The sequence below is a fragment of the Salegentibacter agarivorans genome (assembly GCF_900113135.1).
Taxonomy (GTDB): Bacteria; Bacteroidota; Bacteroidia; order Flavobacteriales; family Flavobacteriaceae; genus Salegentibacter; species Salegentibacter agarivorans.
Window position 1 is genome coordinate 16,886 of record NZ_FOOH01000006.1, and the last position, 24,719, is coordinate 41,604.

34 protein-coding genes and 1 pseudogene are annotated in these 24,719 nt (G+C 36.2%); 11 read left to right on the forward strand and 24 right to left on the reverse strand.

Features of this window, described 5'->3' with window-relative positions; translation table 11 throughout:
- Window positions 1-58 precede the first annotated feature (58 nt).
- Together lgt and BM084_RS05700 are read left to right on the forward strand one after the other, a co-directional pair.
- Complete coding sequence (lgt, locus tag BM084_RS05695; protein WP_177195665.1) at window positions 59-895, forward strand: prolipoprotein diacylglyceryl transferase; 837 nt, start codon at window positions 59-61, stop codon at window positions 893-895.
- A gap of 33 nt (window positions 896-928) precedes the next feature.
- Window positions 929-1,399: a hypothetical protein gene (locus tag BM084_RS05700; RefSeq protein ID WP_093303561.1), complete on the forward strand. Its 471-nt coding sequence runs from the start codon at window positions 929-931 to the stop codon at window positions 1,397-1,399.
- Window positions 1,400-1,449: 50 nt separating this feature from the next.
- On the opposite strand, the gene BM084_RS05705 is transcribed toward BM084_RS05700, so the two are convergent.
- Entirely contained in the window at window positions 1,450-2,259 is an 810-nt protein-coding gene (locus BM084_RS05705; RefSeq protein ID WP_093303564.1) for a DUF5694 domain-containing protein, read from the reverse strand.
- Window positions 2,260-2,389: 130 nt separating this feature from the next.
- On the opposite strand from BM084_RS05705, the gene BM084_RS05710 reads away from it, so the two are divergent.
- Both BM084_RS05710 and BM084_RS05715 read left to right on the forward strand, forming a co-directional pair.
- Complete coding sequence (locus BM084_RS05710; protein WP_093303567.1) at window positions 2,390-3,451, forward strand: sensor histidine kinase; 1,062 nt, start codon at window positions 2,390-2,392, stop codon at window positions 3,449-3,451.
- Window positions 3,435-4,142, forward strand: a complete 708-nt coding sequence (locus BM084_RS05715; protein ID WP_093303569.1) for a LytR/AlgR family response regulator transcription factor — start codon at window positions 3,435-3,437, stop codon at window positions 4,140-4,142. Before BM084_RS05710 ends, BM084_RS05715 begins: the two co-directional genes overlap by 17 nt.
- 140 nt (window positions 4,143-4,282) lie before the next feature.
- Here BM084_RS05715 and BM084_RS05720 read toward each other — a convergent pair whose 3' ends face one another.
- From BM084_RS05720 to BM084_RS05765, 11 genes are all read right to left on the reverse strand, one after another.
- Window positions 4,283-5,266, reverse strand: coding sequence for a type II toxin-antitoxin system HipA family toxin (locus BM084_RS05720; protein WP_093303572.1), 984 nt, complete (start codon window positions 5,264-5,266; stop codon window positions 4,283-4,285).
- A gap of 1 nt (window position 5,267) precedes the next feature.
- Window positions 5,268-5,594 (reverse strand): HipA N-terminal domain-containing protein, encoded by a 327-nt coding sequence (locus BM084_RS05725; RefSeq protein WP_093303574.1) that lies wholly within the window; start codon window positions 5,592-5,594, stop codon window positions 5,268-5,270.
- 6 nt (window positions 5,595-5,600) lie between these two features.
- Window positions 5,601-5,810 (reverse strand): helix-turn-helix domain-containing protein, encoded by a 210-nt coding sequence (locus tag BM084_RS05730; protein ID WP_245764342.1) that lies wholly within the window; start codon window positions 5,808-5,810, stop codon window positions 5,601-5,603.
- Between the two features lie 187 nt (window positions 5,811-5,997).
- Complete coding sequence (locus tag BM084_RS05735) at window positions 5,998-6,387, reverse strand: DUF6730 family protein (protein ID WP_093303580.1); 390 nt, start codon at window positions 6,385-6,387, stop codon at window positions 5,998-6,000.
- Between the two features lie 12 nt (window positions 6,388-6,399).
- Complete coding sequence (locus BM084_RS05740; RefSeq protein WP_093303582.1) at window positions 6,400-7,269, reverse strand: relaxase/mobilization nuclease domain-containing protein; 870 nt, start codon at window positions 7,267-7,269, stop codon at window positions 6,400-6,402.
- Window positions 7,266-7,619: a mobilization protein MbpA gene (gene mbpA / locus BM084_RS05745; RefSeq protein WP_245764343.1), complete on the reverse strand. Its 354-nt coding sequence runs from the start codon at window positions 7,617-7,619 to the stop codon at window positions 7,266-7,268. Before mbpA ends, BM084_RS05740 begins: the two co-directional genes overlap by 4 nt.
- Entirely contained in the window at window positions 7,604-7,807 is a 204-nt protein-coding gene (locus BM084_RS05750; protein WP_093303585.1) for a hypothetical protein, read from the reverse strand. Before BM084_RS05750 ends, mbpA begins: the two co-directional genes overlap by 16 nt.
- Window positions 7,785-8,663: a toprim domain-containing protein gene (locus BM084_RS05755; RefSeq protein ID WP_093303587.1), complete on the reverse strand. Its 879-nt coding sequence runs from the start codon at window positions 8,661-8,663 to the stop codon at window positions 7,785-7,787. The genes BM084_RS05750 and BM084_RS05755 overlap by 23 nt, the downstream gene beginning before the upstream one ends.
- 290 nt (window positions 8,664-8,953) lie before the next feature.
- Complete coding sequence (locus tag BM084_RS19395) at window positions 8,954-9,616, reverse strand: VapE domain-containing protein (RefSeq protein ID WP_317040650.1); 663 nt, start codon at window positions 9,614-9,616, stop codon at window positions 8,954-8,956.
- 45 nt (window positions 9,617-9,661) lie between these two features.
- The gene (locus BM084_RS19400) at window positions 9,662-10,060 is read right to left on the reverse strand and encodes a hypothetical protein (protein WP_232228852.1); all 399 of its coding nucleotides are present in this window, start codon (window positions 10,058-10,060) and stop codon (window positions 9,662-9,664) included.
- 8 nt (window positions 10,061-10,068) lie between these two features.
- Window positions 10,069-10,356 carry a helix-turn-helix domain-containing protein gene (locus tag BM084_RS05765; RefSeq protein ID WP_093303589.1) on the reverse strand — a complete coding sequence of 96 codons (288 nt, stop codon included), beginning with the start codon at window positions 10,354-10,356 and terminating at the stop codon, window positions 10,069-10,071.
- Window positions 10,357-10,629: 273 nt separating this feature from the next.
- Between BM084_RS05765 and BM084_RS05770 the strand changes: the two genes are divergently transcribed.
- The 4 genes from BM084_RS05770 to BM084_RS05785 all read left to right on the forward strand — a co-directional run bounded on the left by BM084_RS05770 (window position 10,630) and on the right by BM084_RS05785 (window position 12,655).
- Window positions 10,630-10,842 carry a type II toxin-antitoxin system Y4mF family antitoxin gene (locus BM084_RS05770; RefSeq protein ID WP_037320618.1) on the forward strand — a complete coding sequence of 71 codons (213 nt, stop codon included), beginning with the start codon at window positions 10,630-10,632 and terminating at the stop codon, window positions 10,840-10,842.
- Window positions 10,843-10,845: 3 nt separating this feature from the next.
- Window positions 10,846-11,181 (forward strand): HipA N-terminal domain-containing protein, encoded by a 336-nt coding sequence (locus BM084_RS05775; RefSeq protein WP_075327433.1) that lies wholly within the window; start codon window positions 10,846-10,848, stop codon window positions 11,179-11,181.
- 118 nt (window positions 11,182-11,299) lie between these two features.
- Window positions 11,300-12,115, forward strand: a complete 816-nt coding sequence (locus BM084_RS05780) for a HipA domain-containing protein (RefSeq protein ID WP_317040646.1) — start codon at window positions 11,300-11,302, stop codon at window positions 12,113-12,115.
- 60 nt (window positions 12,116-12,175) lie between these two features.
- Window positions 12,176-12,655 (forward strand): ASCH domain-containing protein, encoded by a 480-nt coding sequence (locus BM084_RS05785; RefSeq protein ID WP_075327435.1) that lies wholly within the window; start codon window positions 12,176-12,178, stop codon window positions 12,653-12,655.
- A gap of 56 nt (window positions 12,656-12,711) precedes the next feature.
- Here BM084_RS05785 and BM084_RS05790 read toward each other — a convergent pair whose 3' ends face one another.
- The 5 genes and pseudogenes from BM084_RS05790 to mnmE form a co-directional block, all read right to left on the reverse strand.
- Entirely contained in the window at window positions 12,712-13,413 is a 702-nt protein-coding gene (locus BM084_RS05790; protein ID WP_093303592.1) for a hypothetical protein, read from the reverse strand.
- Window positions 13,403-13,852 carry a site-specific integrase gene (locus BM084_RS19590; RefSeq protein ID WP_317040647.1) on the reverse strand — a complete coding sequence of 150 codons (450 nt, stop codon included), beginning with the start codon at window positions 13,850-13,852 and terminating at the stop codon, window positions 13,403-13,405. Before BM084_RS19590 ends, BM084_RS05790 begins: the two co-directional genes overlap by 11 nt.
- On the reverse strand, window positions 13,822-14,337 hold the full coding sequence (locus BM084_RS19595; protein WP_317040648.1) for a phage integrase SAM-like domain-containing protein: 516 nt from the start codon (window positions 14,335-14,337) through the stop codon (window positions 13,822-13,824). The genes BM084_RS19590 and BM084_RS19595 overlap by 31 nt, the downstream gene beginning before the upstream one ends.
- A 42-nt stretch (window positions 14,338-14,379) precedes the next feature.
- A pseudogene (locus tag BM084_RS19600) lies at window positions 14,380-14,547 on the reverse strand (site-specific integrase); the annotation flags it as partial.
- Between the two features lie 216 nt (window positions 14,548-14,763).
- A complete protein-coding gene (mnmE, locus tag BM084_RS05800; RefSeq protein WP_075328006.1) occupies window positions 14,764-16,167 on the reverse strand; it encodes a tRNA uridine-5-carboxymethylaminomethyl(34) synthesis GTPase MnmE in 1,404 nt (467 codons plus the stop codon).
- Window positions 16,168-16,297: 130 nt separating this feature from the next.
- On the opposite strand from mnmE, the gene BM084_RS05805 reads away from it, so the two are divergent.
- Entirely contained in the window at window positions 16,298-16,636 is a 339-nt protein-coding gene (locus tag BM084_RS05805) for a DUF4870 domain-containing protein (protein WP_075327460.1), read from the forward strand.
- Window positions 16,637-16,810: 174 nt separating this feature from the next.
- On the opposite strand, the gene dnaN is transcribed toward BM084_RS05805, so the two are convergent.
- The 5 genes from dnaN to BM084_RS05825 all read right to left on the reverse strand — a co-directional run bounded on the left by dnaN (window position 16,811) and on the right by BM084_RS05825 (window position 21,692).
- Entirely contained in the window at window positions 16,811-17,929 is a 1,119-nt protein-coding gene (dnaN, locus tag BM084_RS05810) for a DNA polymerase III subunit beta (RefSeq protein WP_057481476.1), read from the reverse strand.
- Window positions 17,930-18,128: 199 nt separating this feature from the next.
- Window positions 18,129-19,799, reverse strand: coding sequence for a gliding motility-associated ABC transporter substrate-binding protein GldG (gene gldG / locus BM084_RS05815; RefSeq protein WP_232228853.1), 1,671 nt, complete (start codon window positions 19,797-19,799; stop codon window positions 18,129-18,131).
- Between the two features lie 3 nt (window positions 19,800-19,802).
- Window positions 19,803-20,540 (reverse strand): gliding motility-associated ABC transporter permease subunit GldF, encoded by a 738-nt coding sequence (gene gldF, locus BM084_RS19405; protein WP_232228854.1) that lies wholly within the window; start codon window positions 20,538-20,540, stop codon window positions 19,803-19,805.
- 22 nt (window positions 20,541-20,562) lie between these two features.
- Window positions 20,563-20,856: a putative quinol monooxygenase gene (locus tag BM084_RS05820; RefSeq protein ID WP_075327462.1), complete on the reverse strand. Its 294-nt coding sequence runs from the start codon at window positions 20,854-20,856 to the stop codon at window positions 20,563-20,565.
- Window positions 20,853-21,692 (reverse strand): SAM hydrolase/SAM-dependent halogenase family protein, encoded by an 840-nt coding sequence (locus BM084_RS05825; RefSeq protein WP_075327463.1) that lies wholly within the window; start codon window positions 21,690-21,692, stop codon window positions 20,853-20,855. Before BM084_RS05825 ends, BM084_RS05820 begins: the two co-directional genes overlap by 4 nt.
- A 219-nt stretch (window positions 21,693-21,911) precedes the next feature.
- Between BM084_RS05825 and BM084_RS05830 the strand changes: the two genes are divergently transcribed.
- Both BM084_RS05830 and BM084_RS05835 read left to right on the forward strand, forming a co-directional pair.
- A complete protein-coding gene (locus BM084_RS05830) occupies window positions 21,912-22,865 on the forward strand; it encodes a PhoH family protein (protein ID WP_075327464.1) in 954 nt (317 codons plus the stop codon).
- A 55-nt stretch (window positions 22,866-22,920) separates the two neighbouring features.
- Window positions 22,921-23,868: a phosphoribosylaminoimidazolesuccinocarboxamide synthase gene (locus tag BM084_RS05835; protein ID WP_093303595.1), complete on the forward strand. Its 948-nt coding sequence runs from the start codon at window positions 22,921-22,923 to the stop codon at window positions 23,866-23,868.
- Between the two features lie 143 nt (window positions 23,869-24,011).
- On the opposite strand, the gene BM084_RS05840 is transcribed toward BM084_RS05835, so the two are convergent.
- A complete protein-coding gene (locus BM084_RS05840; protein ID WP_075327466.1) occupies window positions 24,012-24,311 on the reverse strand; it encodes a HigA family addiction module antitoxin in 300 nt (99 codons plus the stop codon).
- A 21-nt stretch (window positions 24,312-24,332) separates the two neighbouring features.
- A complete protein-coding gene (locus BM084_RS05845; protein WP_075327467.1) occupies window positions 24,333-24,614 on the reverse strand; it encodes a type II toxin-antitoxin system RelE/ParE family toxin in 282 nt (93 codons plus the stop codon).
- Between the last annotated feature and the right edge of the window lie 105 nt (window positions 24,615-24,719).

Genomic DNA, 24,719 nt, shown 5'->3' on the forward strand with positions numbered 1-24,719 from the left:
TAACAAATAATATCCTTAAAACTTATTGAATTCTATTTCTATTTAAAACTTACGAGGATTGGCTAATAGGTTAGAAGACAACATCCTATACTGGGATACAGATCCGGTGATCTTATGGATTACCGAGAATTTTCCTTTAAAATACTATGGTCTCTTATTCATGACCGGCCTTTTTCTGGGTTATTTTGTGGTAAAGCATATTTATAAAAAGGAAAAAAATCCTACGGAACAATTGGATAGCTTGCTTACCTATATTGTCCTGGGAACGATCATCGGCGCCCGATTAGGTCATTGCTTGTTCTATGAACCCAGTTATTATCTGGAACATCCAATAGAGATGTTCCTTCCAATTAAAGAAATTAATGGCAATTACCAATTTATCGGTTTTCAGGGACTAGCCAGCCACGGAGGAGCTATAGGAGTATTACTGGCGATAGTGCTGTATTGTAGAAAATATAACCTAAAAATACTGTGGGTATTGGATAGGGTTGCCATTGCAACACCTATAACCGGGGCTTTTATAAGATTTGGAAATTTTATGAATTCCGAAATTTATGGTAAACCCACAAGCGGTACCTGGGGTGTTGTATTTCAGCGCGATGATCTAATTCCGCGACATCCTACCCAGCTTTATGAAGCCTTTTCCTATTTGGTAATATTCGTAATATTATATGCTATCTACAAAACCAAAACACAAAACACAGCCAATGGAGTTATTTTTGGTTTATTTCTAATACTTCTTTTCCTAGCCAGATTCATTATTGAATTTTTTAAGGAAAACCAGGTTGCATTCGAAAATCAAATGGTGTTAAATATGGGCCAGCTGTTGAGTATACCCTTTATGCTAATAGGTGCGATAATAATTATAACGGTAAACAGAAAAAAACAATTCTGAAACTAACACAAACTTTATTAACTATCTTTTTAAATGAAAAAACTAAGTTTCCTACTCCTACTTTTTTTAAGTATCACTTCATTATCGGCTCAGCAAATTGAATCCGAAAAGGTTTTTCTTGGCTATAAGTTTACTATGAATAACCAAAGGCTAGACCTTAAAGCAATGAAAAAGCTGATGATAGCAGATAGAGAAGCTACCCGTTTAATAAAAAAGGCGAGAAAGAACAAAACTATCTCCACCATTGTGGGAAGTATAGGAGGTAGTTTCGTAGGTATTCCGATTGGTGCTGCGGTTTCCAATCAAGATGCCCCCTGGGTCTTAGCGGGAGTTGGTGCCGCTTTTATTGGGGTAGCCATACCTATTTCCTTAAGATCCAGCAACCAGGCATTTGAAGCGGTAGAAAGAATAAATAGTGTTAATTCTTCACCGCCCAATCCCCTTCAAGTCACCCTTAATTTCATTGGGAACCATCAGGGAGTTGGCCTGGCTTTATCTTTTTAAAAATTTATCAGAAGTTGGTTCTTAATTGCCCAGGTAAGTTTTCACCTATCTTATTTTAAGAATTTCGTTGTATTTATTAATTCATACTTTGGGCTTCTTTCCAACCACATATCAAAAAATGCTGTATGACTAGCTCCCATAAGGATAAATACGCGGTCATCTCCATTTAATTCGATTTGATTCAGGTTGGAGTACATCACCAGGTTCCGATGATAGAATTTTGCTGCTTCATCCGCTCCTTCCGCATTACCTTCAGTTGAAATATGGGTTAGAATATCAGCATTGATATTGAGGAGCATATCTTTATACATAGGGTTATTGCTCATTTGTAATTTTTGTAACACAGACATTTCCTCTTCAGGATACTGTTTCTGCAAAGAATCCAATACGGAGAAATATTTCTTATAAGTTTCAATACCATAGTTGTCATTTATTTTCTCTGCGATTCCGTAGTAATAGCCCTCTTTATAATCTATCCCGTAAATACGATTTGTACCCGCGAGCCGACCTATTTCAAATGCCAGCAATTCTACCTCACTTGGATTTTTAAATTTCATATCCGGGTTTTGCACATACTTCTTATAGTTTTTCTGTACTTCACTATTCTTTTCAGGAACCCTTTCTACAAGAATTACAGTAGGATTAAATTCCGCAATGGATTGAGCAATTTGATGTACCCGGTCGATATTTTTTTGGTCGTGTTCATCAAATTCAGTAGTAGTGGCATCTGGAGTATATCCCATATGAAAGGTTCCCATATTTAATACCTTAACCGTGTTTTCAAATTTTACCGGCTCTTTTAACTCCTGGGCTTGCAACTGGATACTCAAAAGTACCATCATAATCAATGTAGTTTTCATTTCTTTAATTTTTAAGTTGCCTCAAAAATCAGATTAATCCGGGGGAATAAATTCTTTTTTTCTACGAACCCCTCCTACTTTTCGACAAACCCCTCCCCACTCCTGCTTAGAATGTTTTAGTTTTACATCAATGAAACCATTTCCCCATACCGGCACTATGACCAAGAAAAAGGAAGTTCTTTTTCATGCTCTTTTTTGGTTACTCTTTGTTTACTTCGAACTTATTCAATTTGACCTCACAAACCCCTATCTTTTTAGCATTAGAAAGTTGGATATTTTCGAGATCTCGGGTGGTATTATTTTCCTGGCTACCTTTTATATTAATTATATTTTGCTTCTCCCATGGGTATTTGATAAACTCAACTGGAAAAGAGGGATCCTTAGTATTGCATCCGGATATATTTTCTTTATCTCCCTGAGGTATTTTCTTGAACAGATTTTAATTAGCCAATTAATTGGTCATGGTAATTATTTTGAAGGTACTTCGCTTAGTTATTACGTTTATGACAACTTATATTATGGAAGTTTCCCGCTGATTATCAGTTCCATTCTTTGGATATTGATTTTTAATGTTCGGTTATTGGAATACAATAAACACATCGTTGAGGAAAAAAGTGCAACCGAAGTAAAGTTCCTTAAAGCTCAACTCAACCCACACTTTATGTTTAATACCCTTAACAATATTTACTCTCTTGTTTATTTTAAATCTGATAAGGCCCTACCTGCTATTGAAAAGCTTGGGGAATTAATGCGATATACCACCTATGAAACCAGTAAAGAGAAAATTGATTTACAGCAGGAGGTTAATTATATAAAATCTTATATCGAACTTGACCAGTTAAGGCATGAAGATGATAATACGGTAAACTTTGAAATTGCTATTGACAAGCCTTTTATACAAATCCCTCCCTTTTTACTAAGTCCGTTAGTGGAGAACGCACTGAAACACGGTAAGTATAATAAATATCACCCGATTTTTATCAACCTACAACAAACCGGTGAAAGGCTTTTCTTTAAAATCACCAATAAAATTGGCCACCAGAAGAAAGATAAATTAGGAGGAATAGGCCTGGATAACCTAAAGAAAACCTTAGTTATAAATTATCCCGATGCTCATTCTTTGAAGATAAATCAGGATAAACAAATTTTCAGTGCCCAATTAGAAATTGATCTTGATGGAAAAGCCAATTAATACAATAATTCTTGATGACGAACCTTTTGCAGTTCATTTATTAAAAGATTATGCAAAAAAGGTTTCTAGCCTTAATGTTATTTATGCAGGTAATGATAATTACAAAGTTCTCGAGCTACTTAAGGAGTACACGAATACCTTAGTTTTTATAGACCTTCAGATGCCTGAACTTAGCGGGATGGAAATTATGCAAATGAGTAATCATTCCCATCATAATTTTATTATCACCTCAGCCTACCAGGAATATGCCCTGGATGCTTTTAAATACCAGGTGATTGACTTCCTTGTAAAACCTATTTCATTTCAGCGATTCTATGAAAGCGTTGAGAAATATTTAGGTTGGGAGAAATCCTTTAATACCATTTCTGACACTACTGCCGAGAATAAGGATTTTTATATTAAAGCGGAGAGAAAGGTCTACCGAATAATTCCTGAGGAGATCCTATATATTGAAGGCCTTAAGGATTATATCAGGATCCACACGACAAGCGAGAAAATCATAACTCATGAGAATATGAAAGATATTATCGGCAAGCTACCTAAAGATGAATTTTTAAGAATTCATAGATCTTATATTATTCCCTCAAAAAAAATAAAGATGCTTGAAGGTAATAGTATTTGCCTGTATGGAGATATTCGCTTACCTATTGGTGAAACATACCGTAAAGCAATTAAAGCAAAGTTCAATTAACTTTCTTACTCTCTTTTTACTAAGTTTAAATACTTAGGGAGTTTTATTTGTAAGCTTTAAGCACCATAGAAGGTTCTGGATTTACTCCAGGAATTCTACACCTTAATTTTAATACTTAATTGAGCTTTTGAAAATCTTTATTAAAAATTTATTTTTTGCAATTGCTTTAATCGGTATTGAAAATCCTGGATATAATTGCGTTTGGTAGTTTCTTCCAAAAAAGACGCCTGGGTTAATTTGAAAACTTCATCGGAATGCTTCATCATGCTCTCCATTATTTCATCAAATTGCTTCGGCTTTAGATCAACCTGTTCTGCCAGGATTTTAAACTGACCTCCTGTCGTAGTTTGCCCCATACTTTTTGGTAATAAACCATCCTCCAGTGCAAAATCACTATCATCTACATGGATACGAGTATTGAGTAAGTCATAGGCAGGACTTAACCTATGATCTCCCATAGGTGTCTCCAGGATAGCAAAATTCTTTAGGTGTGCATCACCGTTAGAAAATAAATAATTAAATACCAGGAGTTTAAATAATTTAGGTATTTCAACGCGATAAGCCGGCAGGAATTTTTTCATCAACCGGAATAATTCCAGGTAGTTTCCTGCGTATTTATAATGTTCGCCATGTGTTTGGGGAGTTTTTCCGGCAAGAGTAGCAAAATCCTCTTTTGCCTTCTTAGAACCGTCCGGGTTTACGTCAAATCGTTTGGTAATATAGGCGGGAGCTGCATTCTCAAAAAAGATCAGTGCATTTTCAGCAGTTTCAATATCGTATACCTGTCGTGCAATCTGCATGGTTAAATGTTCATTGGCAGGCATTTGTTTGCGTTTCTTGCCAACATTTGGGATTGGTTTTAATATATGTGTGCCTTGCTCCCCTTTTTGGATTAGCCGCAATTTATTTTTTTCCTGAAGTACAGAGAACTTTTCCTGTACCCCGGAAATAGAAATACGCTTTTGGTTGTCTTCAAAGAGCTTATCGGTTTGCAGGTTGGAGTTTGGCGACTCATAAGGCAACACATGAGAAACCTTGCGTGCATCAAAAACACGTTTCAAGCAGGTTCTGCTATAGGTGCTAAACCCTTCTGCTAATGTTCCGGGACAATGATCTATTTTCATTTTAGCTCTTTATTTTTTTGACGGTAATTGCACCCACGGTATCATAACCGGCGGTAGTGATTAGAATTCCGAAATAATCATCGGGATCCAACCGGTTTGCCATGCATACGGTTTGCCTGTTAGCCCCTTCCGGAAGCATATTATAAAAAAAAGGAAATAAGTATTCAGCATGATATTCCGCTTGGGATCTCGGCAGGGTAAGACTAATGGATGGGTTCTCCGGATCAGCCAACCAGGCTTCCAGATACCGGAAAGTAAAACTTCCATCATCATGCTGTTTTAAATTTCCAGCTTCTTTTCCTTTGTAAAGTATAGTGGCCTGTCTCATTTAAAATTATACTTTTTTAACCTGTAGGGTTATTTCCATCCCAAGGACATCCGTTATTTTCTGTAAGGACTCCAGGGTTGGATTGGCCTGACCAGTCTCAATCTTATACAATGTATTGATCCCAATATCAGCCATATCGGCTAATTGTTTTTGCGTGATACGCATTTGATCCCGGCGCTGCTGGATCAATAAGGCAATCTTCTGTATCGCTGCCATAGGTTTCTTGATTTTCATAATTTAAGATCCACAATACATTGTGGATCTTAATGTATTAATTACTCTGACATTCAAAAATACACTAAAATCCACACTTCAATGTGAAAATTAATGAATTTTTAGAGTCAATGATAAAAAACACCTTTAAATCCACATTATAGTGTGGTTAGGTAAATGGTTTTTGGAGCTAATAGAGCCTAGAGTTTAGTTTATAGCTCAAAGTACGTTTTGCCATTTGAGCATACGCGCCCATAATAATGCTAATATTGAGTTTAGAATTAAAAAAAACTATATAAATCAAAATCCCATTAAGCACTATCGATACCCCAAAAACGATCAAAGCCCAAATTGGATAAGCCTTGGCTTCTTCAAGTTTTGCCCCAAGATCTTTCATATCCACTGAATGTTCAAAAAGACCTTTTTCCATTTTCTCCTGGTGTTTTAAAAGCAACATTTCAAAAGCTGCACTATCAATACCGATTTTCTCCTTCTGAATTTTCTCCAGTCGTTGCACTGTACTTTCAAACTGGCTGATTTCTGAAACCAGCAATTCACTAAGGTGTTCTAATTTTGCCATAATATTTAGTTTTTAAAATCCTATTCCAGTATCCATTCCTTTGGAGATTATTTTCTTTATTACCTGTTTTGCTATTGCTTTAGCCATCCCGGTGGAGAGTTCAACCGTTTTCCCGGCAACTTTGAGGTGGGTGTTTTCTTTAAGAAAGTTTGCCATACTTTTATCCTCAGCCAGGGTTTTACCAATATTCCCCCCGGTCATCGAGCGGTGTACTTCACTTCCTTTGAGATTGTATTTATCAAATTCGAACCGAAAGCCCTGCAGCTTGTTCGCTTTATTAATCGAGGGAATAACCTTTACCCCGTTGGTCTGCATTCCTTTGATATAATCATCAAAAGAACGCGGCTTAAATTGCTGCATCGTAAGATCGTGACGTCTTTTGATTTCAAACCGAATAGCCCTGAGATTGTGTTCCTTTTCCCATTGCACCTGTTTAACAGTAGTCAGCTGTAGCCGCTCTGCTACTTTCTCCGCTGCGACCTGGCTCCGTTTTCCAATAAAGCTATCATTATAGGCCTGGCCTTTAAAATCAATTCGGTTCACATAGAGATGAATGTGTTTATGAGCTTTATCCCGGTGGACAAAAGCAATCGCCTGGCGATCTTTTAAATTCATCTGCTTCATAAACTGCTCGCATATTCTTGAAAGCTCTTTCTTCTCCAGGTTCTTTCCATCATCGATGGTAGGACTTAGGATAAAAGAAAGTGTATTCTTTTCACAATTTGTATTAAGCTCCTGGGTAAGCCTAAATTCAGCAGCAACCTCTTTAGGGTTCTCTCCCACCAGGTTTTGAGAATAGACCACTTGGGCATCTTTCTCCTGGTTCCAGCCGTAGGACATAGAAGCCTGGGTATAGGATATCGCTTTGCCTTTACCAATCATTCGTTCAAATTTTGAAGGTGAGATTTTATAGTATTGGCCAGCGCATAAACTTCTTTGGAAAGTTTGGGATCTTTTTTACGAAACATATTCCCGATGGATTTAAAATTATTATGAAATTTTGCCAGGGTTTTATAGATCTCAATTTGATCATCAGAAAGTCGTTCCTTGATCTCTTTTTCATAGATCGATCTTCTACAAAATTCACTTAATGAAAGTCCACTTTGTTTTGCTTTGATCCTGAGCATCTTCTTTTCATATAAGGAACACCTGAATTTTATCCATTGGTTTTTCCCCTTAAACATCTCTTTTTTTTCATTGCGACCACCGGGAGCAATCAAGATTGTGCCCACAGGCACACATCTTGCGTTCCGTTCCCTTTCAAAATTGGAACAGATAGCTCAACCTCTTTTTTCTCTGCATTAGAATTTACCTGTCCTGTATCTTCCAAATGTTTTCGGATGGTGTTTTGAAGAGCATCATCAAAGCTGGGTTTTATATTTCCTCCCAACAGATTCTTATTTTTTCCAGGCTTTTTCATCTTTCAGTTTTTCATTGAGATCTGCATATTCGCTATAAGAATCACTACAATCTGTGATATGGTCATAAAGGCTTAAAAGCGTAGCAGTAGCTTTTTTACCTGCAGGGTCATTATCCAGGTAAAGCAATACACGCTTATATACCGGGATAAATATTTTCACCCGGTCCAAAAAAGCCAGGGAGTTTAAAATGATACAATCAGAATTCTGGACTAAGTCTTCATCAATAGTGGCAAGGGATAGAAAATCAAACATCCCTTCCAAAATGATAAGTTGTTTAGCATCCCTTTGAACCTTAGCATCCCTTTGAATCAATGAATAAGTTTTTGGGCTACTGGATGTTTTAAAATATTTATTTCTAAGTTCCCAGCCCCCCAGGTGATTTTTAAGACCAATCGCAAAAAATTGTTTACCCTTTGATCGGTACCAAACCTGCATACAATATTTCCTGGCAAGCTCGAAAGGTATATTCCGTGATTCCAGGTAATGTATTAATGCAATTAAATTGATGTATTGGACTTCCAATATACTTATGCCCTGGTCTGAAGGTTTGGTACTCGGCGGGCTAAAAGAAAATGAATCCGGATCATCTTTCAGAAATTCTAGGGCTTCTCTTACAGAATAGGATTTGATTGCCATAATAAGATCTATGGTATTCCCTCCTACTCCCATTCCGAAATCAAACCATAAGTTTTTAATTAAAGAAACGCTAAAAGAGGCTTGCGTTTCTGACCGCAGGGGACTCAGAAACCAAGCTTCTTTTTCCGTTGTCCTGATGGGAAAGTGACCTAATTTTGCTAGTATTTTTACGAGACAAATATTACGGGCGCTTTTACACGATAAGTTATTTAAGTTCATTTTTTAATTTTTAAGTTACCATCTTACCCAACCTTGATTTTACTAGGCTTAAGAAAGATTTATTTCTGTTTATTGATCTTACCATGTTACCAGGAATAGTTCTTCAGGTAAGATGGGTAAGGTTCTCTTAAATTATCTTACCATTTCCACTCCCCTATGCTCATTGAGTTCAAAAAGGTGATGGTAGGATGGTAAGTTGTTTTTAGTATTAATTAATTTCCCAGGGGTTATTTTTAAAGAGTGGTTTTGCCAGGTATCCATACACTCCTTTTTCAGGGTGTTTGATTCGGTCAAAACCTCTCGATTTTAGTGCGCGCCCCATATTTGATTACGTTAAGCCGTGGATTTATACAACTCAGCTTAGTAATGATATCAGAAGCAGTCATAAAGTATTTTTGATCTTTACTTAAATCATAGAACTTGGCAAGTAATTCCTCTTCCAGGGTCGGTTCCCTATAGCGTTTATTTCGTTCCTCGTTTTTAAGAATATCCTGGTAGTTAAGCTCAGGATCGAAATTTGGATCTACAAAAGCTAAATAATAAGCCTGGGCCCAAACCTTATCGATCTCCACCTCCTTACTGTAGTTAAAATCGATTTTTCCCAGAAGTTCAAAGCATAGCCACCTCACTGAACCGGTCTCGTCTGTTAAGAAACTTGCCCTATTGGTAGACCCTATAAAACTACAGGTTCTTCGAAGGTTTGAGTTTTTGCGATCATAGGGCAAACGTTCATTGATCATCGTTTTAGAAAAATATGCTTTAAGCGCATTTAATTCTTTTTTTGCTAGCACGGATAATTCATCAAGATTGATAATGAAATTTCTTGTAAGTTGAATCCTGGCATCTTTATCGGTAGTCATATCTTCAGTAAAGTACCTGGATAATTCAGGAGGACATAAGAACCGACACCAGGTAGACTTCCCTGAATTCTGCTCCGAATGAACCAGGACCAGGCATTGCTTATTAAAATATTAATCTTCCAATGCTCCCTTAACCGTTCACACTAACCATTTTCTAAAATGATAAAGAAATTCTTCAGATTCCCGGGTAGGCAGGTATGAAGCGAGTTTTCTAATATGGTCACCCCCTACCCATTTCGGAAGCTTATCAAAATATTCCGCAATAGGGTTAAATCTTGCAATCAGGTTAGAGCGTAAATAGATATCCAGCTTACCAGGGTTCACTTCTATATTAGATTTTGCTAATTCTATAAGTAAAGAATTCACCTCAAAATCTTCCCAGGAATGTTTTCCTTTAATAGAAATCTGAAACTCCGGGGATATTTCATTAAACCGGATATCATATTTATTAGAAACATATTCATCTACATAATCATAGATGGTTTTCTTCTTTTGCTCCGAGACCTGGTATAATTTTAGCTCAACTTTCTTCATCATATAGATCTTTAGAATCTTTTATTCCGGAAAGCATATTCCACTGCTTGCCCTCTAATCTCCTCTTTAGAAGAATGACTATTATTGAGCAGCCAATCATCGAGTTTTTCCCGAGAGAAAAAGATTAGTTTCCCCTTTGGTTTAGAGAAAGGAATTTCTCCCCTGGCAGTCAGTTTATACATATAATTTCTTGAGATACCTGTATAATCACAGGCCTGATCAAAGGTCAATACAGTTTTGTGGGCACGAACAATCGTTTCTATACGATCTAATTTTTCTAAAATTTTTAGTTCGTTCATTTTTGAAAATTTTTAGTTAAAAAATGAACAAAAGCGCTTTTGTATTTTGAATTCTGGAACCAAAACTAAGATGGGAAAGGATAAGAAAGTCATACTATTCATACCTTGTATGACTTCTTTTTTTTAATGTATGAAAAATCAGCTCTAATTGATTCAGTGGTTTTTAGTTTATATTTATATGCAAATGCATATAAATATAGAAATAAAACCAAAATTATACGTTTAAACATATAATTAATATATATTTGTAATAATTATATCTAATTACATATAATGAAGAATCTCTCAGAGTTTTTAAAACAAAAGCGAAAAGAAAACCAACTCACTCAGGAAGAATTTGCCGAAAGGGCTGGTGTGGCTTTAACCGTTGTGAGAAAAATAGAACAAGGAAAAGAAAACCTGAATATGGAAAAGGTAAATCAGGTGCTAAAGATGTTTGGGCACGTACTGGCACCGGTAGACCAAAATGATATTTCTCAAACTTAATTTATGAGACAGGCAAAAATTTATTATCAGGAACTTCTAGCAGGTATTTTAACCGAAACCGATGAAGGAGAATATCAATTTCAATATGAAATTGATTACGTTGATAAATATTCTGACCAATTTATCACGTTTACGATGCCGGTTAGAAAAGAACCTTATGTAGAAAAACGGCTTTTTCCCTTTTTTGAAGGTCTTATCCCGGAAGGATGGCTTCTAGATATTGCATCAAAAAACTGGAAAATCAACCGCAATGACCGAATGGGACTACTTTTAGCCTGTTGCAAAAATTGTATAGGTGCGGTCAGTGTTCACCCAAAAGTCACAGAAAATGCAGAATAGATGTTTATATTGTTATAAAGAATTGGGAGAAACAGATCCGAAAGATTTTCACACCAATTGCAGTGTAAATTTCTTTGGTACTGAAATTCCGCCTCAGTTAGAATATTCCCTGGATCAAATGGTAGATCTGGCGAAAAATGTGGTAGAAAGAAGAATAGCAGTTCCTGGGGTACAACCTAAACTTTCCTTATCCTTCATCGATAACGCACTAGCATCGGAAAATAACAGGTTAACAGTGGTAGGAGCACTCGGAGGTAATTATATCTTAAAACCACCCTCTGCAGCTTTTGCTGAAATGCCGCAAAATGAACATTTTACAATGCGTATGGCAGAAAGCTTTGGAATAAGAACTGTTCCCTCCAGTTTAATACGATTAAAATCAGGAGAGTTAGCCTATATTACAAAGCGAATAGATCGAACACTTAGCAATGAAAAAATTCATATGCTCGATATGTTTCAGATCCTAGAGGCTTTTGATAAATATAAAAGCTCAATGGAAAAGGTAGGCAAAGCTATCGGGACTTATTCCTCCAACACCTTGCTTGACAAACTTTATTTTTTTGAAATAGCTTTATTTAGTTTTCTCACGGGAAACAACGATATGCATCTGAAAAACTTTTCTTTAATAAAGCGAACCAGAGAATGGGTCTTGTCCCCTGCTTATGATCTTCTTAATGTTGCTATAGTTAACCCAGAAGATGGTGAAGAGCTGGCACTAACTCTTGAAGGAAAAAAGAAAAAATTAGCAAAAAAACATTTTGTGAGTCTGGGAGAGAAACTGGAATTGAACAAAAAGCAAATTGATGGAGTATTTAAAAGATTCATTAAAAATAAAAAGAACGCTCTTTCTCTTTTAGAAAGCTCCTTTTTATCAAGCGAATACAAGCAAAAATACTCAGATCTATTAGCGCAGCGTTATTCAAAATTGGAGTAGGCAGGTAGCGGAATAAAACAAATTTAAAAAGCACTCAAAAAATTTCGAGATAGGGAAACTATGAATAATGGAAGAGAAAATTTTAAATCTGTAATAACCCTATGGGAAGACTTTCTTACTCAAAACCCTCAGAATAAATTAGGAGAAGTTCCAGTTTCTTTCTATTTCTGTGACAATGAAAAAGATGCGAATGAATGTGCTGAGTTGGTAGTTAATGGAATAAAAAGGGCTACTGCTACTTCTTTATGGTGGTTTAAAAAAATTAATAAACCTCTGCCAAGAGCCGGGGACCAACAAATTGTGACGGATTGGAATGGAAATGCAAAAGCTATAATTGAAACGTTGAAGATAGAGCAGGTTCCATTTAATAAAATCACAGAAGAATTTGCAGCAACTGAAGGCGAAGGCGATAAATCCCTTAAATACTGGAAAAAAGTTCACAAAGCATACTACGAAAGAGAGATGATCTCCTACCCAGAAAAATTCAGCGAGGAAATGATTATAGTTTGTGAATATTTTAAAACGATTTACCCACAGTAAACTCTTTTGAAGATGCCTGGTTTAAAGTCAGTTTTTGAAAAATGCTTCTCAACTTTTCATTCTCTTTCGATGAGATCGTTTTTAGGGGTGCACCTTATAATGGTATTATATTTATAGGATTTTCCATCCGCTCTTAATACGAGCTTAGACGTTTCAAAGAAATTTTTCATCGTCAAAGAATTTTTGGGAAAAGTCCGGATGAAATAGTCATGAAACTCTCTACAGCTGGGGCCATCCATATTAAAATGGATTTTTGAATTATGTGCGTCCCAATTTTTTAGAAGTACATTCTTTAAATCCTGCTTACTTGTTTTATCATAGTTCAAAAGATCATATCTAATTAAACCGTGATATAGCTTTTGTATTTGATCTTCAGAAATCTCAAGATGAAAATTATTTTCTCTTTTTGGTTTATTTTTGTTGAGTGCTGGAAATGCTTTTTGAACTTGGATACTATCTCTAAATTGGTACGTCCAGGTTATAACTGCTAAATAAAACCCGCTACTAAAGGCAAGCAGTAGAAGAATTTGGACTGTATAATTATCTGGCGTTATGGTTGTTCTTGCGAAGGATATTAGATGCATAACTCCCAACCCAGTTAATAGAAAGAGGATTCTTGGTTTCTCTAAATTAGATTTCCAGAGTATTTCCTCATCCCACATATAGGTCCAGAAAACTTCACCATAATGTAAAACGAGTCTACCATAAATATAGATAAAGCCAAGAGTTGTTAGATATTTGAATAAATCAAAACTCATAATCCATTTCAAGTTCTGGAATCAGGTTGGCTGCTTCCTTCTTCTTCTTATCTACTATTTTTGCGTACACCTGGGTAGTTCTGATTTCTTTATGTCCCAGAACTTTTGACACGGTATAGATATCAGCACCGTATTCTAATAGTAAAACTGCGTGAGTGTGCCGGGCACTATGAAATGTTATATGCTTGGTGATACCTGCCCGCATACACCATCTAAGTATTTCCGCATTAAAATGGGCTCCATATTTTAATCCCTTAAAAACGAGATCACTTTCTCTTTTCCTCTTTCCTAATAGTTGTCTTGCTTGGTTAGAGATATATTGATACTCCTGACCTGAAGTCTTCTTTTGTTTAAAAATAAGCCGCGGACCTTCCTCTTCGTCTCTAATTTCAACCCAGGTGAGCTTGTTTATATCGCTCCACCTAAGTCCGTTAGGCAACTAAACAAAAAAGCATTTTTTAGCACCTGATGTTTACAGTGAGCTTTTGCCATAGCTTGCAATTCTTCCTGGGTAAGGTATTCTCGAGATGTTTCACCTTGGGCAAAACCTTTTACCGTCGTGGCAAAGTTTCGTCTGGTATAACCGTCTTCAAAAGCCTGCCGCAATGCTGCTTTAAATTTATTATAATAAGTATATTTTGAATTTTGAGATAAAGCAGTATTAGATTTTGTTCTTGATTTATGATTTAAAAACTTTTTAAATCCTATTACGAAATCTTCATCAATGTCTTCAAATGTTATTTTTTTCTTCCCACAATAGGCTTCAATATGATTTTGTGCGGCATCCCAGTTATCATAGTTTCCTTTACTTTCGTAACGCTCCTCTTTAAGTTTATCGTAATAAGAAAGGAAGAGAAGTCGGTCTTTACTTTTATCCTTAATTCCATATTTACCCTGCGCATATTCTGCTTGACGAATAGACAAAATTTGTTCTGCTCTTAATAAGGTTTCATTATTATCTTTCTTTTCAGCAGCTGTCCTAGGGTTAATTAGAAGATATTCTTTGAGATATTCAAATTCTCTTTGATGCTGAATTTTACCCTTTTCATTTTGCGTAAACCCTTTATAGTATTCAATATAAAGGCTATACTTTCCTGTGGCCAGTTTTTTCTTTTTTAAAGCTATTTTTATAATTGAATATTTTGTTCAATTTACAAAAAAACTTTTACAGGTGTAAAAAATTACACCTCATAGTTATATTTTTTAAAAAGGTGTAAATGAGGTGTAAATAAAGGTGTAAAATTAGTAACTTATAAAAAAATATAGGAAAATTTAATTTTCTTTAAACCCTTTAATTTCGATAGTTTTGACGATATTTGATACCATATAACACCAAATAAAATTACATGTTTATTTTCCAATACAGAAATTAGAAAATATATTCCCCAATAATTCATCATTAGTGACCTGCCCGGTGATTTCACCGAAGTATTCTAATGCTTCGCGAATATCTATGGCTAATAGGTCGCCAGAGAGGTCTGTGTTTAGTCCTTCTTCTACCTTGTTTATTTCTTCCAGGGCTTTTAAAAGCGCATTGTAATGACGGCTGTTGGTTACGATGGTATTGTTATTTCTAAGCGCACCGGTGTTTACAAACTCCAGTAGTTTAATTTTTAGTTCCTCCACACCTTCGCCTGTCTTAGCAGAAATTAACTGCAAGCTTGCGCCTTCCAGTTCGTTTAAATTTTCAAATAAATTCTCTTTCTCATTTTCCGTAAGTTGATCTACTTTATTCGCAATAACAACAAGAGGTTTTTGAGGAAATTGATTGTGGATTTTTTTAATTTCAACCTTAAACTTTGAACTTTGAGCTTTAAACTTTTCTGCATTTAGCAAAAATACAACTACTTGCGCCTGACTTATTTTTTCGAACGTTCGCTTTATTCCGATGCTTTCCACCACATCTTCAGTCTCTCGTATTCCGGCGGTATCAATGAACCTGAATCCAACGCCACCAATACTCATTTCGTCCTCAATAGAATCACGGGTGGTCCCGGCCACTTCAGAAACAATAGCGCGTTCTTCATTTAAAAGTGAATTCAGTAAAGTAGATTTCCCTACGTTTGGCTCACCTACAATTGCAACGGGAATTCCGTTTTTAAGCACGTTCCCGGTAGCGAAAGAATCTATTAAACGTTTTAATACCTGCTGAATCCTGGCTACCAATTCTTTAAATTGATCGCGATTAGCGAACTCCACATCTTCTTCAGAAAAATCTAATTCTAGTTCAATTAAGGACGCAAAATCTAGTAATTCCTGGCGTAAACGATGAATTTCATTAGAAAATCCGCCGCGCATTTGTTGCATCGCCATTTGGTGCGAAGCCTGGTTTTCAGAAGAAATTAAATCGGCTACGGCTTCCGCCTGACTGAGATCCATTTTTCCGTTTAGGAAGGCTCGCATGGTAAACTCCCCGGCTTCGGCTGAGCGACAACCTTTTCTAATCATTAATTGAATAATCTCCTGCTGAATATAGGGACTTCCGTGACAGGAAATTTCTACCGTTTCTTCGCCGGTATAAGATTTAGGCGCTCTAAATATTGAAATTAAAACCTCATCTAAGGTACGATCATCATCCATTAAATTTCCTAAATGTAAAGTATGGCTGGGCTGTTCGCTTAGCTTTTTTTTACTCTTCGCCTTAAAAAGCGGTGAAACAATATTAAATGCTTCGGGACCGGAAACCCTAATAATCGCAATAGCTCCTGCACCAGAAGGTGTGGCAAGCGCTACAATAGTATCGTTTAATTTCATAGTGCAAAGATAAGCCTCCCCCCAACCCCCTCCAAAAGAGGGGAAGAAAAAATGCATCTTTTAAAAATTGTAACATCGTGCGGAAAAGATCGTCTATTAATATAGAGACATCACATCAATCAAAGAAAAAATGAGAGAAGACAACCAAATGCTCGTTCTTACCCACTTAAGTCAGTTACTGGATTTAGTTACAGGAATTGGCGGCTTTATAGTTCCGTTAATCCTGTGGCTTACCCAAAAAGATAAAGTTGCCGGAATGGATTTTCACGGAAAAATGATCATCAATTTCCAAATAAGTATGTTTATTTATAGCTTATTATGTATCCCGCTAATCTTTTTATTCGGACTTGGGATAATCGCTCTTATTGGAATAGCAATTTTAATGGTTGTTATTCCTATTGTAAATGCTATTAAAGTGAGCAACGGGGAAATACCTAATTATCCGCTAACTATTGAAATTATAAAATAAACCGGAGACATTTTCAAAACAGCAAGGCAGCCAATCGGCTGCCTTGTTTTATTATAATTTCATTCCCTACTTGTTAGAATAAAAAACCTCACAGGTTTTGAAAACCTGTGAGGTTTGATTTCTTTAAGCTAGCTAGGTTTTTATGTTGAATCTCCCCTTCGGGGGCCAGGGGGCTTAATTATTAAGCATCACCGGCATAACCAGCATGGTAATTTTTTCTCCAGGGTCTAAACCATCTACAGGAGTTAAAATTCCTGCACGATTAGGCAGACTCATTTCCAGTTGAACTTCATCTGAAGTTAAATTATTCAACATTTCTGTCAGAAAACGAGAGTTGAAACCAATTTGCATATCGTCTCCCTGGTAAGAACAGGTTAAACGCTCTTCCGCCTTATTACTGTAATCTACGTCTTCTGCAGAAATATTTAATTCGGCACCGGCAATTTTTAATCTCACCTGGTGCGTAGTTTTATTAGAGAAAATAGAAACCCTACGAACCGAACTCAAAAACTGGTTGCGCTCTATGGTTAATTTATTCGGATTTTCTTTCGGAATTACCGCTTCGTAATTAGGGTATTTCCCGTCTATTAAACGACAAACTAATTGCGTATCATCAAAAGTGAATTTCGCATTAGAATCGTTGTATTCTATAAGCACTTCACTTTCGCTACCGGCTAGAATTCCTTTTAAAAGGTTTAGTGGCTTTTTCGGCATAATAAAGTCTGAAGCCTGGGAAGCCGTAACGTCTTCACGCTGATATTTCACCAATTTATGCGCGTCAGTTGCTACAAAAGTCAAACCTTCTGTTGTAAATTGAAAGAAAACCCCACTCATTACCGGGCGAAGATCGTCGTTTCCTGAAGCAAAAATGGTTTTGCTAATCGCGGTAGCTAAAATATCACCTTCTAAAACGGTGCTGCTAGGATCTTCCAATTCCACAGGATTTGGAAATTCCTCACCATCGGCATAGGCAAGCGCGTATTTACCGTGATTAGAGCTTAATTCTATAGTGTTGTTATCTTCAGCAACAAAAGTTAAGGGTTGCTCCGGGAAAGTTTTTAGCGTATCTAAAAGCAATTTTGCAGGAACCGCTATTTTTCCTTCGGAATCTGATTCTACCTTAAGTTTAGCAGACATTGTAGTTTCAAGATCTGAGGCAGAAACCGTAAGCTCGTCCTGCTTAAGATCGAATAAAAAGTTGTCTAAAATTGGAAGGGTGTTGGTGTTGTTAATAACCCCACCCAATATCTGAAGCTGTTTCAGCAAATAACTGCTGGATACAATAAATTTCATCGGCTTTGTGATTAATTAGAAATCATTACAAATATATTTTAATCTGTTAAAAATAAAGCTTGTGTCGACGAGTTTTTATTAACATCAAAAACAAAAAAATATGTAGTAAACAATTAAAAAACAGATACTTACAACCTATAATCTTTTTAAGATTGTTAATATGTTGATTTTATTTCCTGAAAATTGAAGTCTAAGAAAGCTATTTCAGGTATTTCTTTTTTCTGAAATAATTAAATCCGAAAGCGAAAAGTCCCAGGATAATTAAAGGAAGAATAATATTAATCACCTGCCATTTTTCGCGTTCATCAGCAGTTCTTTGATCGTCCAGGAATGCGATATTTATTTCCTTGCTGCGAATATCTATAAGTCCGCTGTCATCCAGCATATAATTTACGGCATTCAGCAAAAATTCTTTGTTTCCGTAGGTATTTCCCGTGTAGCGTTCAAGCCCAAGTTCCAGGGGTTTACCTCGCTGTACTTCATTTTTAATAACATCTCCATCAGATATTACCAGCATTTTTGTTTCTTCACTTTGGTCTAAAGGATTTTTAATTTCAAATGGCTTGATCCTGTTCTTATAGACCGAAGTAAATTCTCCTTCCAATAAAACTGCCAGTGGTTGCTCGCCATCTTTATAGGAAGCCATATCCGGTTCCTGGCTTACCATCTCGAGGCTAATTTCCCGCGGCGTACCTTCTACCCTGGTTTGTGGAGAACTGCTTAATAAAATTGTTTTTTCAAGCTTATTCTGAAGCGTATCAATTTGATTGGCATATTCAAATTTCACTGCTTCAATATTATTAATAATAGGGTGATCGTTGGGCGAAGTGGTTAACGGACTGTAAAACCAGGGATACGGGTTGAACCGAGTATTATTTCCCTCTCCTGAGGCCAAAATAATGGGCGCTGAATAAATATCATTGATCAAAACCGGGTTGATTCTAATTCCGTAGGAAAAGAAAAAATCGCCTAAATTAAGATCACGAGGTAAAGCAAAAGCTCTGCCTGAAGGATTCAACAAACTATCGGTTTCCATGGCAACGGCTTCGGTAAGCCAAAGTGATTTACCACCATTCATTGTATATTGATCTAAAATATACTTTTCATTTTCGGTAAAGGCCTCGGTAGGTTTTGCCTCGATAATCAAATCGTAGCCTTTTAATTGCTGAAGCGTTTTTTGAGGATTTACAGCCGCCGAATCTAAAGTAAACGGCGCCATAAAATAATATTCCTGCAGCGTCTTTATAAAACTAGCTATTTGTGCATCGGGCAATTCTCCGTTTCCACGCATTACCGCGACTTTCTTTTTCCGCGGATAAACTAATTTATTCAATGCATTGGCAATAGCATATTCCAACTGCTGTACCGAGCTTGAAACCCGTTCCTCATCGGTAGCGCCCAGTTTATTTTTTAATAAAGGAATTTGCACTTCTTTATCGCCAAGTCTGGCCACAGCCCAAGGAAAAACCAAAGCTTCAGAACTCTTACCGTTTTCCTGAACACTCACCCTTGCCGGCGGCATTCCCTGCTGATAAAATTCCTGCGCCGTAGCTTCAGCATCCTTACTTTCTTCTAAGGGATTGGTAAAAGTGAATTTTATATTACTGTTATAAGCTGAAAACTCTTCCAGCATTTGCCTGGTTTCATTCCGAAGCCTTCTAAACTCTGATGGGAATTTTCCTTCTAAAAAGACTTCTATAACAATGGGCGAATCAGCATCTGAAACGATTTCCATTGCCGCAGGAGACAGTGTATAACGTTGGTCTCGAGTAAGGTCTATGCGCTCAAAAAAGTTGGCCGCTAGCAGGTTTATCGCTACAAGTGCAACAAGCCACAGAAAAACGTTTTTATAGGTGTTTTGGTGTTTCAAAGCCTAAGATTTTTTCTGAATTGATATTAACCTTAACTGCGTAAGTTTTAAAAAGAAAATTATAAAACTTAGAAAATAAATAATATCCCGGGTATCTATCACACCTCTGCTTATACTTTGATAATGAAAGCTGATCCCAAGGTATTCTGCGCCATAATTAGTACTTCCAAATAGGTCTAAATCTCCCAAACCTTCAAAAGCGAAATAACTTAGAAAACATAGAAAAACCGCGATAATAAATGCGATGATCTGATTTTGAGAAAGTGAAGAAGCAAAAATTCCAATAGCAGTATAACAGCCTCCAAGAAAAATTAAGCCTAAATAAGATCCAAGAGTTGCACCAAGATCAAAATTTCCCACCGGACTTCCCAGTTGATGAATAGTAATTACATATAAAATACTGGGCAAAATAGCTAAAATCACCAGGATTAAAGCGCCAAAATATTTTCCTAAAACAAGTTGTGTAAAACCAATGGGGCGAGTTAGCAGCAATTCCATAGTGCCCTGTCTTTTCTCTTCAGAAAAACTCTTCATGGTAATTGCGGGAATAAGAAAAATGAAGATCCAGGGGGCAAGATTAAAGAATGGTTTTACATCGGCAAATCCATTATCCAGGATATTGTAATCTCCGGTAAAAACAAATAAGAACAAACCACAAACTACCAAAAAGATTCCAATGACCAGGTAACCGATTGGTGATGAAAAAAAAGAGTTTATTTCTTTGTTTAAAATGGCCAGCATTGGCAATATGATTCTAATTTAATTATTGGCTACTTATAATATTGGTGCTCCAGGCCATTGGTTTGGCATTAAAAAGTACCTTAGTTTTTGCCCAAACATCTTTAAATAATTCTGAATTTCGGTAACGTTCTAAAGAGAGCTCATCTACCCAGTAACTATACGTAAAAAAGATGTTTGTATTGTCCTGGTCCCGTAATAATTCCAGTTTATAACAACCGCCAAATTCTCTTATTTTCTTTTTGTTTTGTTCAAAATTAGAAAGAAATTCTTCAATTTTTTCGGGATCAAATTCCATTTTCACAATTCTGTGTATCATTTCTCTTCAAATTTAATAGTTACCGTATCGCGGTGTTCCAGTCCAAAAAGTGTAGACGCGCTGCCTACCGTAGAAGGATTACTTTTATAAATTGCCAGTTCTATATACCCGGCCGAATTAAATAGCGCAAGTTTTTTGCCATCTTCTTCTCCCCGATTCTCTTTTTCCACTTCAAAATTAATCCAATCAGAATATGCTTCATAAATTTTTGGAAAAGTGACCATTCTGGCACTAATTAAGTAATTTCTTCCTTTGCCTACGTGGTCAAAAAGCTTCCGACTAATATTAGTAACTACATTTCCATAATTATCAATATATAAAACGTGACCAACAATCTGGTTTTTTTCAGAATTAATAGCAGGTTCAAACTGTTTTAGGTATTTTATCTCACTAATATTTTTTCCAATTACTTCCAGCGTTCCTCCACGAGCTAAATGACAGGCTACTTTTACAAACACATCTAAAACCGGGAAATTGGTTTCTATAGCATCGTGAATATTAATTTCCACAACTTTCTCAGGTTTAATTTCTGAAGCCAGCAAAGATAAAATCCCGTTATTGGCACAAATAAAATAGTGATCGTCCAGTAAAACAGCCAGGTGTTTATTTTCTGGTGTAAATTCTGAATCGATCCCAATTATATGAATACTACCTTTAGGGAAACTATTATAAGCGTTTTTTATAATGTAGGCCGCTTCACTAATATGAAACGGGGAAACTGAATGTGAAATATCAACAATTCTAACTTCTTTTAATTCGCTGTAAATAGCTCCCTTAACCGCTCCCACAAAGTAATCTTTCTCGCCAAAATCGGTGGTTAAAGTAATGATAGCCATAGGTGATTGTTAATATTTTTTTAACTTGTAAGCGCTTATTTTATGTAAGTTTGTATAGTAAGCGAAGTTAAGTTTATTGGTTTTTTTGAAAAAGAAAGTTAGGTATTTCAACCTATCTTCTAACTGCCAAAATTAGCATTAAAACTTAGTAGCAACAAATAAAGAATAACTATAAATAAAAATATTTTGATATTGTTTTTCAACTAAAACCATAAGCCTTTGAACGAAATTGTAATTGAACTTTCTGAGATTAATCCCCGCGAATTTTTTGGGCAACAAAACGAGAATATTGAACTTCTTAAAGAATACTTTCCAAAGCTAAAAATTGTAGCCCGCGGAAATAAAATTAAGGTTTTTGGAGACGAGGAAATGCTGGAAGAATTTGATGAACGCATCACAATGCTAATGGAGCACTTCGGAAAGTATAATAAACTGGACGAAAATGTGATTGAAAGGGTGCTTACCAGCGAGAAAAGTTCAGATTATCAAACTTCAGACGAAAGCGGCGAAGTATTGGTTCACGGGGTGGGCGGCCGATTGGTAAAAGCCCAAACCGCAAACCAAAGAAAGCTGGTTGAGCTAATGCGTAAAAACGATATGGTTTTTGCCATTGGTCCTGCAGGAACCGGAAAAACATACACAGGCGTTGCGCTTGCCGTAAAAGCATTAAAAGAAAAACAAGTTCGCAGAATTATTCTTACCCGTCCCGCGGTTGAAGCTGGTGAAAACCTGGGATTTCTTCCCGGGGATTTAAAGGAAAAATTAGATCCTTACATGCAGCCGCTTTATGATGCGCTTCGGGATATGATTCCGCAGGAAAGGCTTGATTCATTTATAGAAAAAGGAGTGATTCAAATTGCACCACTTGCATTTATGCGTGGCCGAACCTTAGATAATGCCTTTGTGATTTTGGATGAAGCGCAAAATACCACCCACGCGCAAATGAAAATGTTTCTTACCCGAATGGGTAAAAGTGCCAAGTTTATGATCACCGGAGATCCCGGGCAAATAGATTTACCTCGCAGGGTGATTTCAGGTCTAAAAGAAGCGTTGCTCGTGCTTAAAGAAGTAAAAGGTGTAGGGATAATTTACCTTGACGATAAAGATGTAATTCGCCACCGACTCGTGAAAAAAATAATTTCAGCCTATAAAGAAATTGAACATACAGAGTAAAATCCTATTTCAATTTTTTATAAAATTCAGTTTCCAAAATTCAGAATAGATTCTAATGAATAATACCATTATAAAAACCGATTTCAATTTTCCCGGCCAAACCGATGTTTACAAAGGCAAAGTGCGGGATGTTTATACTTTAAAAAATAATAAACTTGTAATTGTGGCTACCGATAGGCTTTCGGCTTTTGATGTGGTAATGCCAAAGGGCATTCCTTACAAAGGCCAGATCCTTAATCAAATTGCTACAAAAATGATGGAAGCCACACGCGATCTTGTGCCCAACTGGCTGGAGGCGACTCCAGATCCTAATGTTGCGGTTGGCCAGGCCTGCGAGCCTTTTAAAATTGAAATGGTAATTCGCGGTTATCTTGCGGGCCACGCTGCCCGGGAATACAAAGCCGGGAAACGTATGCTATGTGGGGTAGAAATGCCTAACGGAATGAAGGAAAATGATAAATTCCCGGAGCCAATTATTACTCCTGCAACCAAAGCGGAACAGGGCGATCACGACGAAGATATTTCTAAAGAAGAAATTCTAAAACGTGCTATTGTTTCTAAAGAAGATTACGAAATCCTTGAGAAATACACGCGAAATCTTTTTAAACGCGGAACTGAAATTGCAGCAAGAAGAGGATTAATTTTAGTTGATACCAAATATGAATTTGGTAAAAATGCTGATGGGGAAATTGTTTTAATAGATGAAATTCATACTCCCGATTCTTCTCGATATTTTTATGCTGATGGTTACCGGGAAAGACAGGATAATGATGAGCCGCAAAAACAATTATCTAAAGAGTTTGTGAGACAATGGCTTATTGAAAATAACTTCCAGGGAAAAGAAGGCCAGATTTTACCAGAAATGAGCGATGAATATATCGAGTCGGTTTCTGAACGGTATATAGAATTATACGAAAAGATCACCGGGGAAGCTTTTGTAAAAAGCGATATCAGCAATATTGAAACCCGTATTGAAAATAATGTCTTGGAGTATTTGAAGTAGCTATTTTTGGTTTTTTACGTCATCACGAATTTATTTCGGGGTCTAAATTAAGAGGAAATTCTCAACTCTTCTATTCATATTAGATGCTGAAATAAATTCTAAGCGATGCAGGCATAGTGAAGTCCAATTATCTTAATAACTGGTTATGCCGCGTTATTTTTTACCGGTTTAATGCTATTAAATTCTTTTCCTTTAAGAGATTTTTCTTCTTCTAAATCATAATCATCTTGTAATCCCAACCAAAACTTAGCAGTTGTTCCAAAATATTTAGAAAGTCGAAGAGCTGTGTCAGCAGTTATCCTTCTTTTCTTTTTTATGATTTCACTTATTCTTGTCTGCGGAATAAATGTTTCTTTAGAAAGTCGGTAAGCACTGATTTCCATTGCATCTAAAAATTCCTCTTTTAAAATTTCTCCAGGATGTATATTATCTAACTTTTTCATTTTTCAATTTACTTTTTAAATCTAATGATAATCAACAATTTGAATTTCAAGAGCATTGTCATTTTCCCATTTAAAAATTATTCTCCATTGCTTATTGATTCTAATGCTATGAAAGCCTTCTAAATTTCCACTCAACTTTTCCAAATGATTAGCGGGAGGAATTCTTAAATCATTTATATTTTGAGCATTATTTATCATTCTTAATTTTCTTCGAGCTACATTTTGAATATTAGCAGGAAGCTTTTTGGATTGAGTTCCATTCCAAATTTTTTCAGCTTCTTTGTCCGCAAATGATTTTATCACAAGTAATCCCGATTTCCGTTACTAACGTCAAAGATAAGTAAAATTGAAATATGAAATAGTATAAAATTATGTGGCTTAACTCCTTATATCCTGAAACAAGTTCAG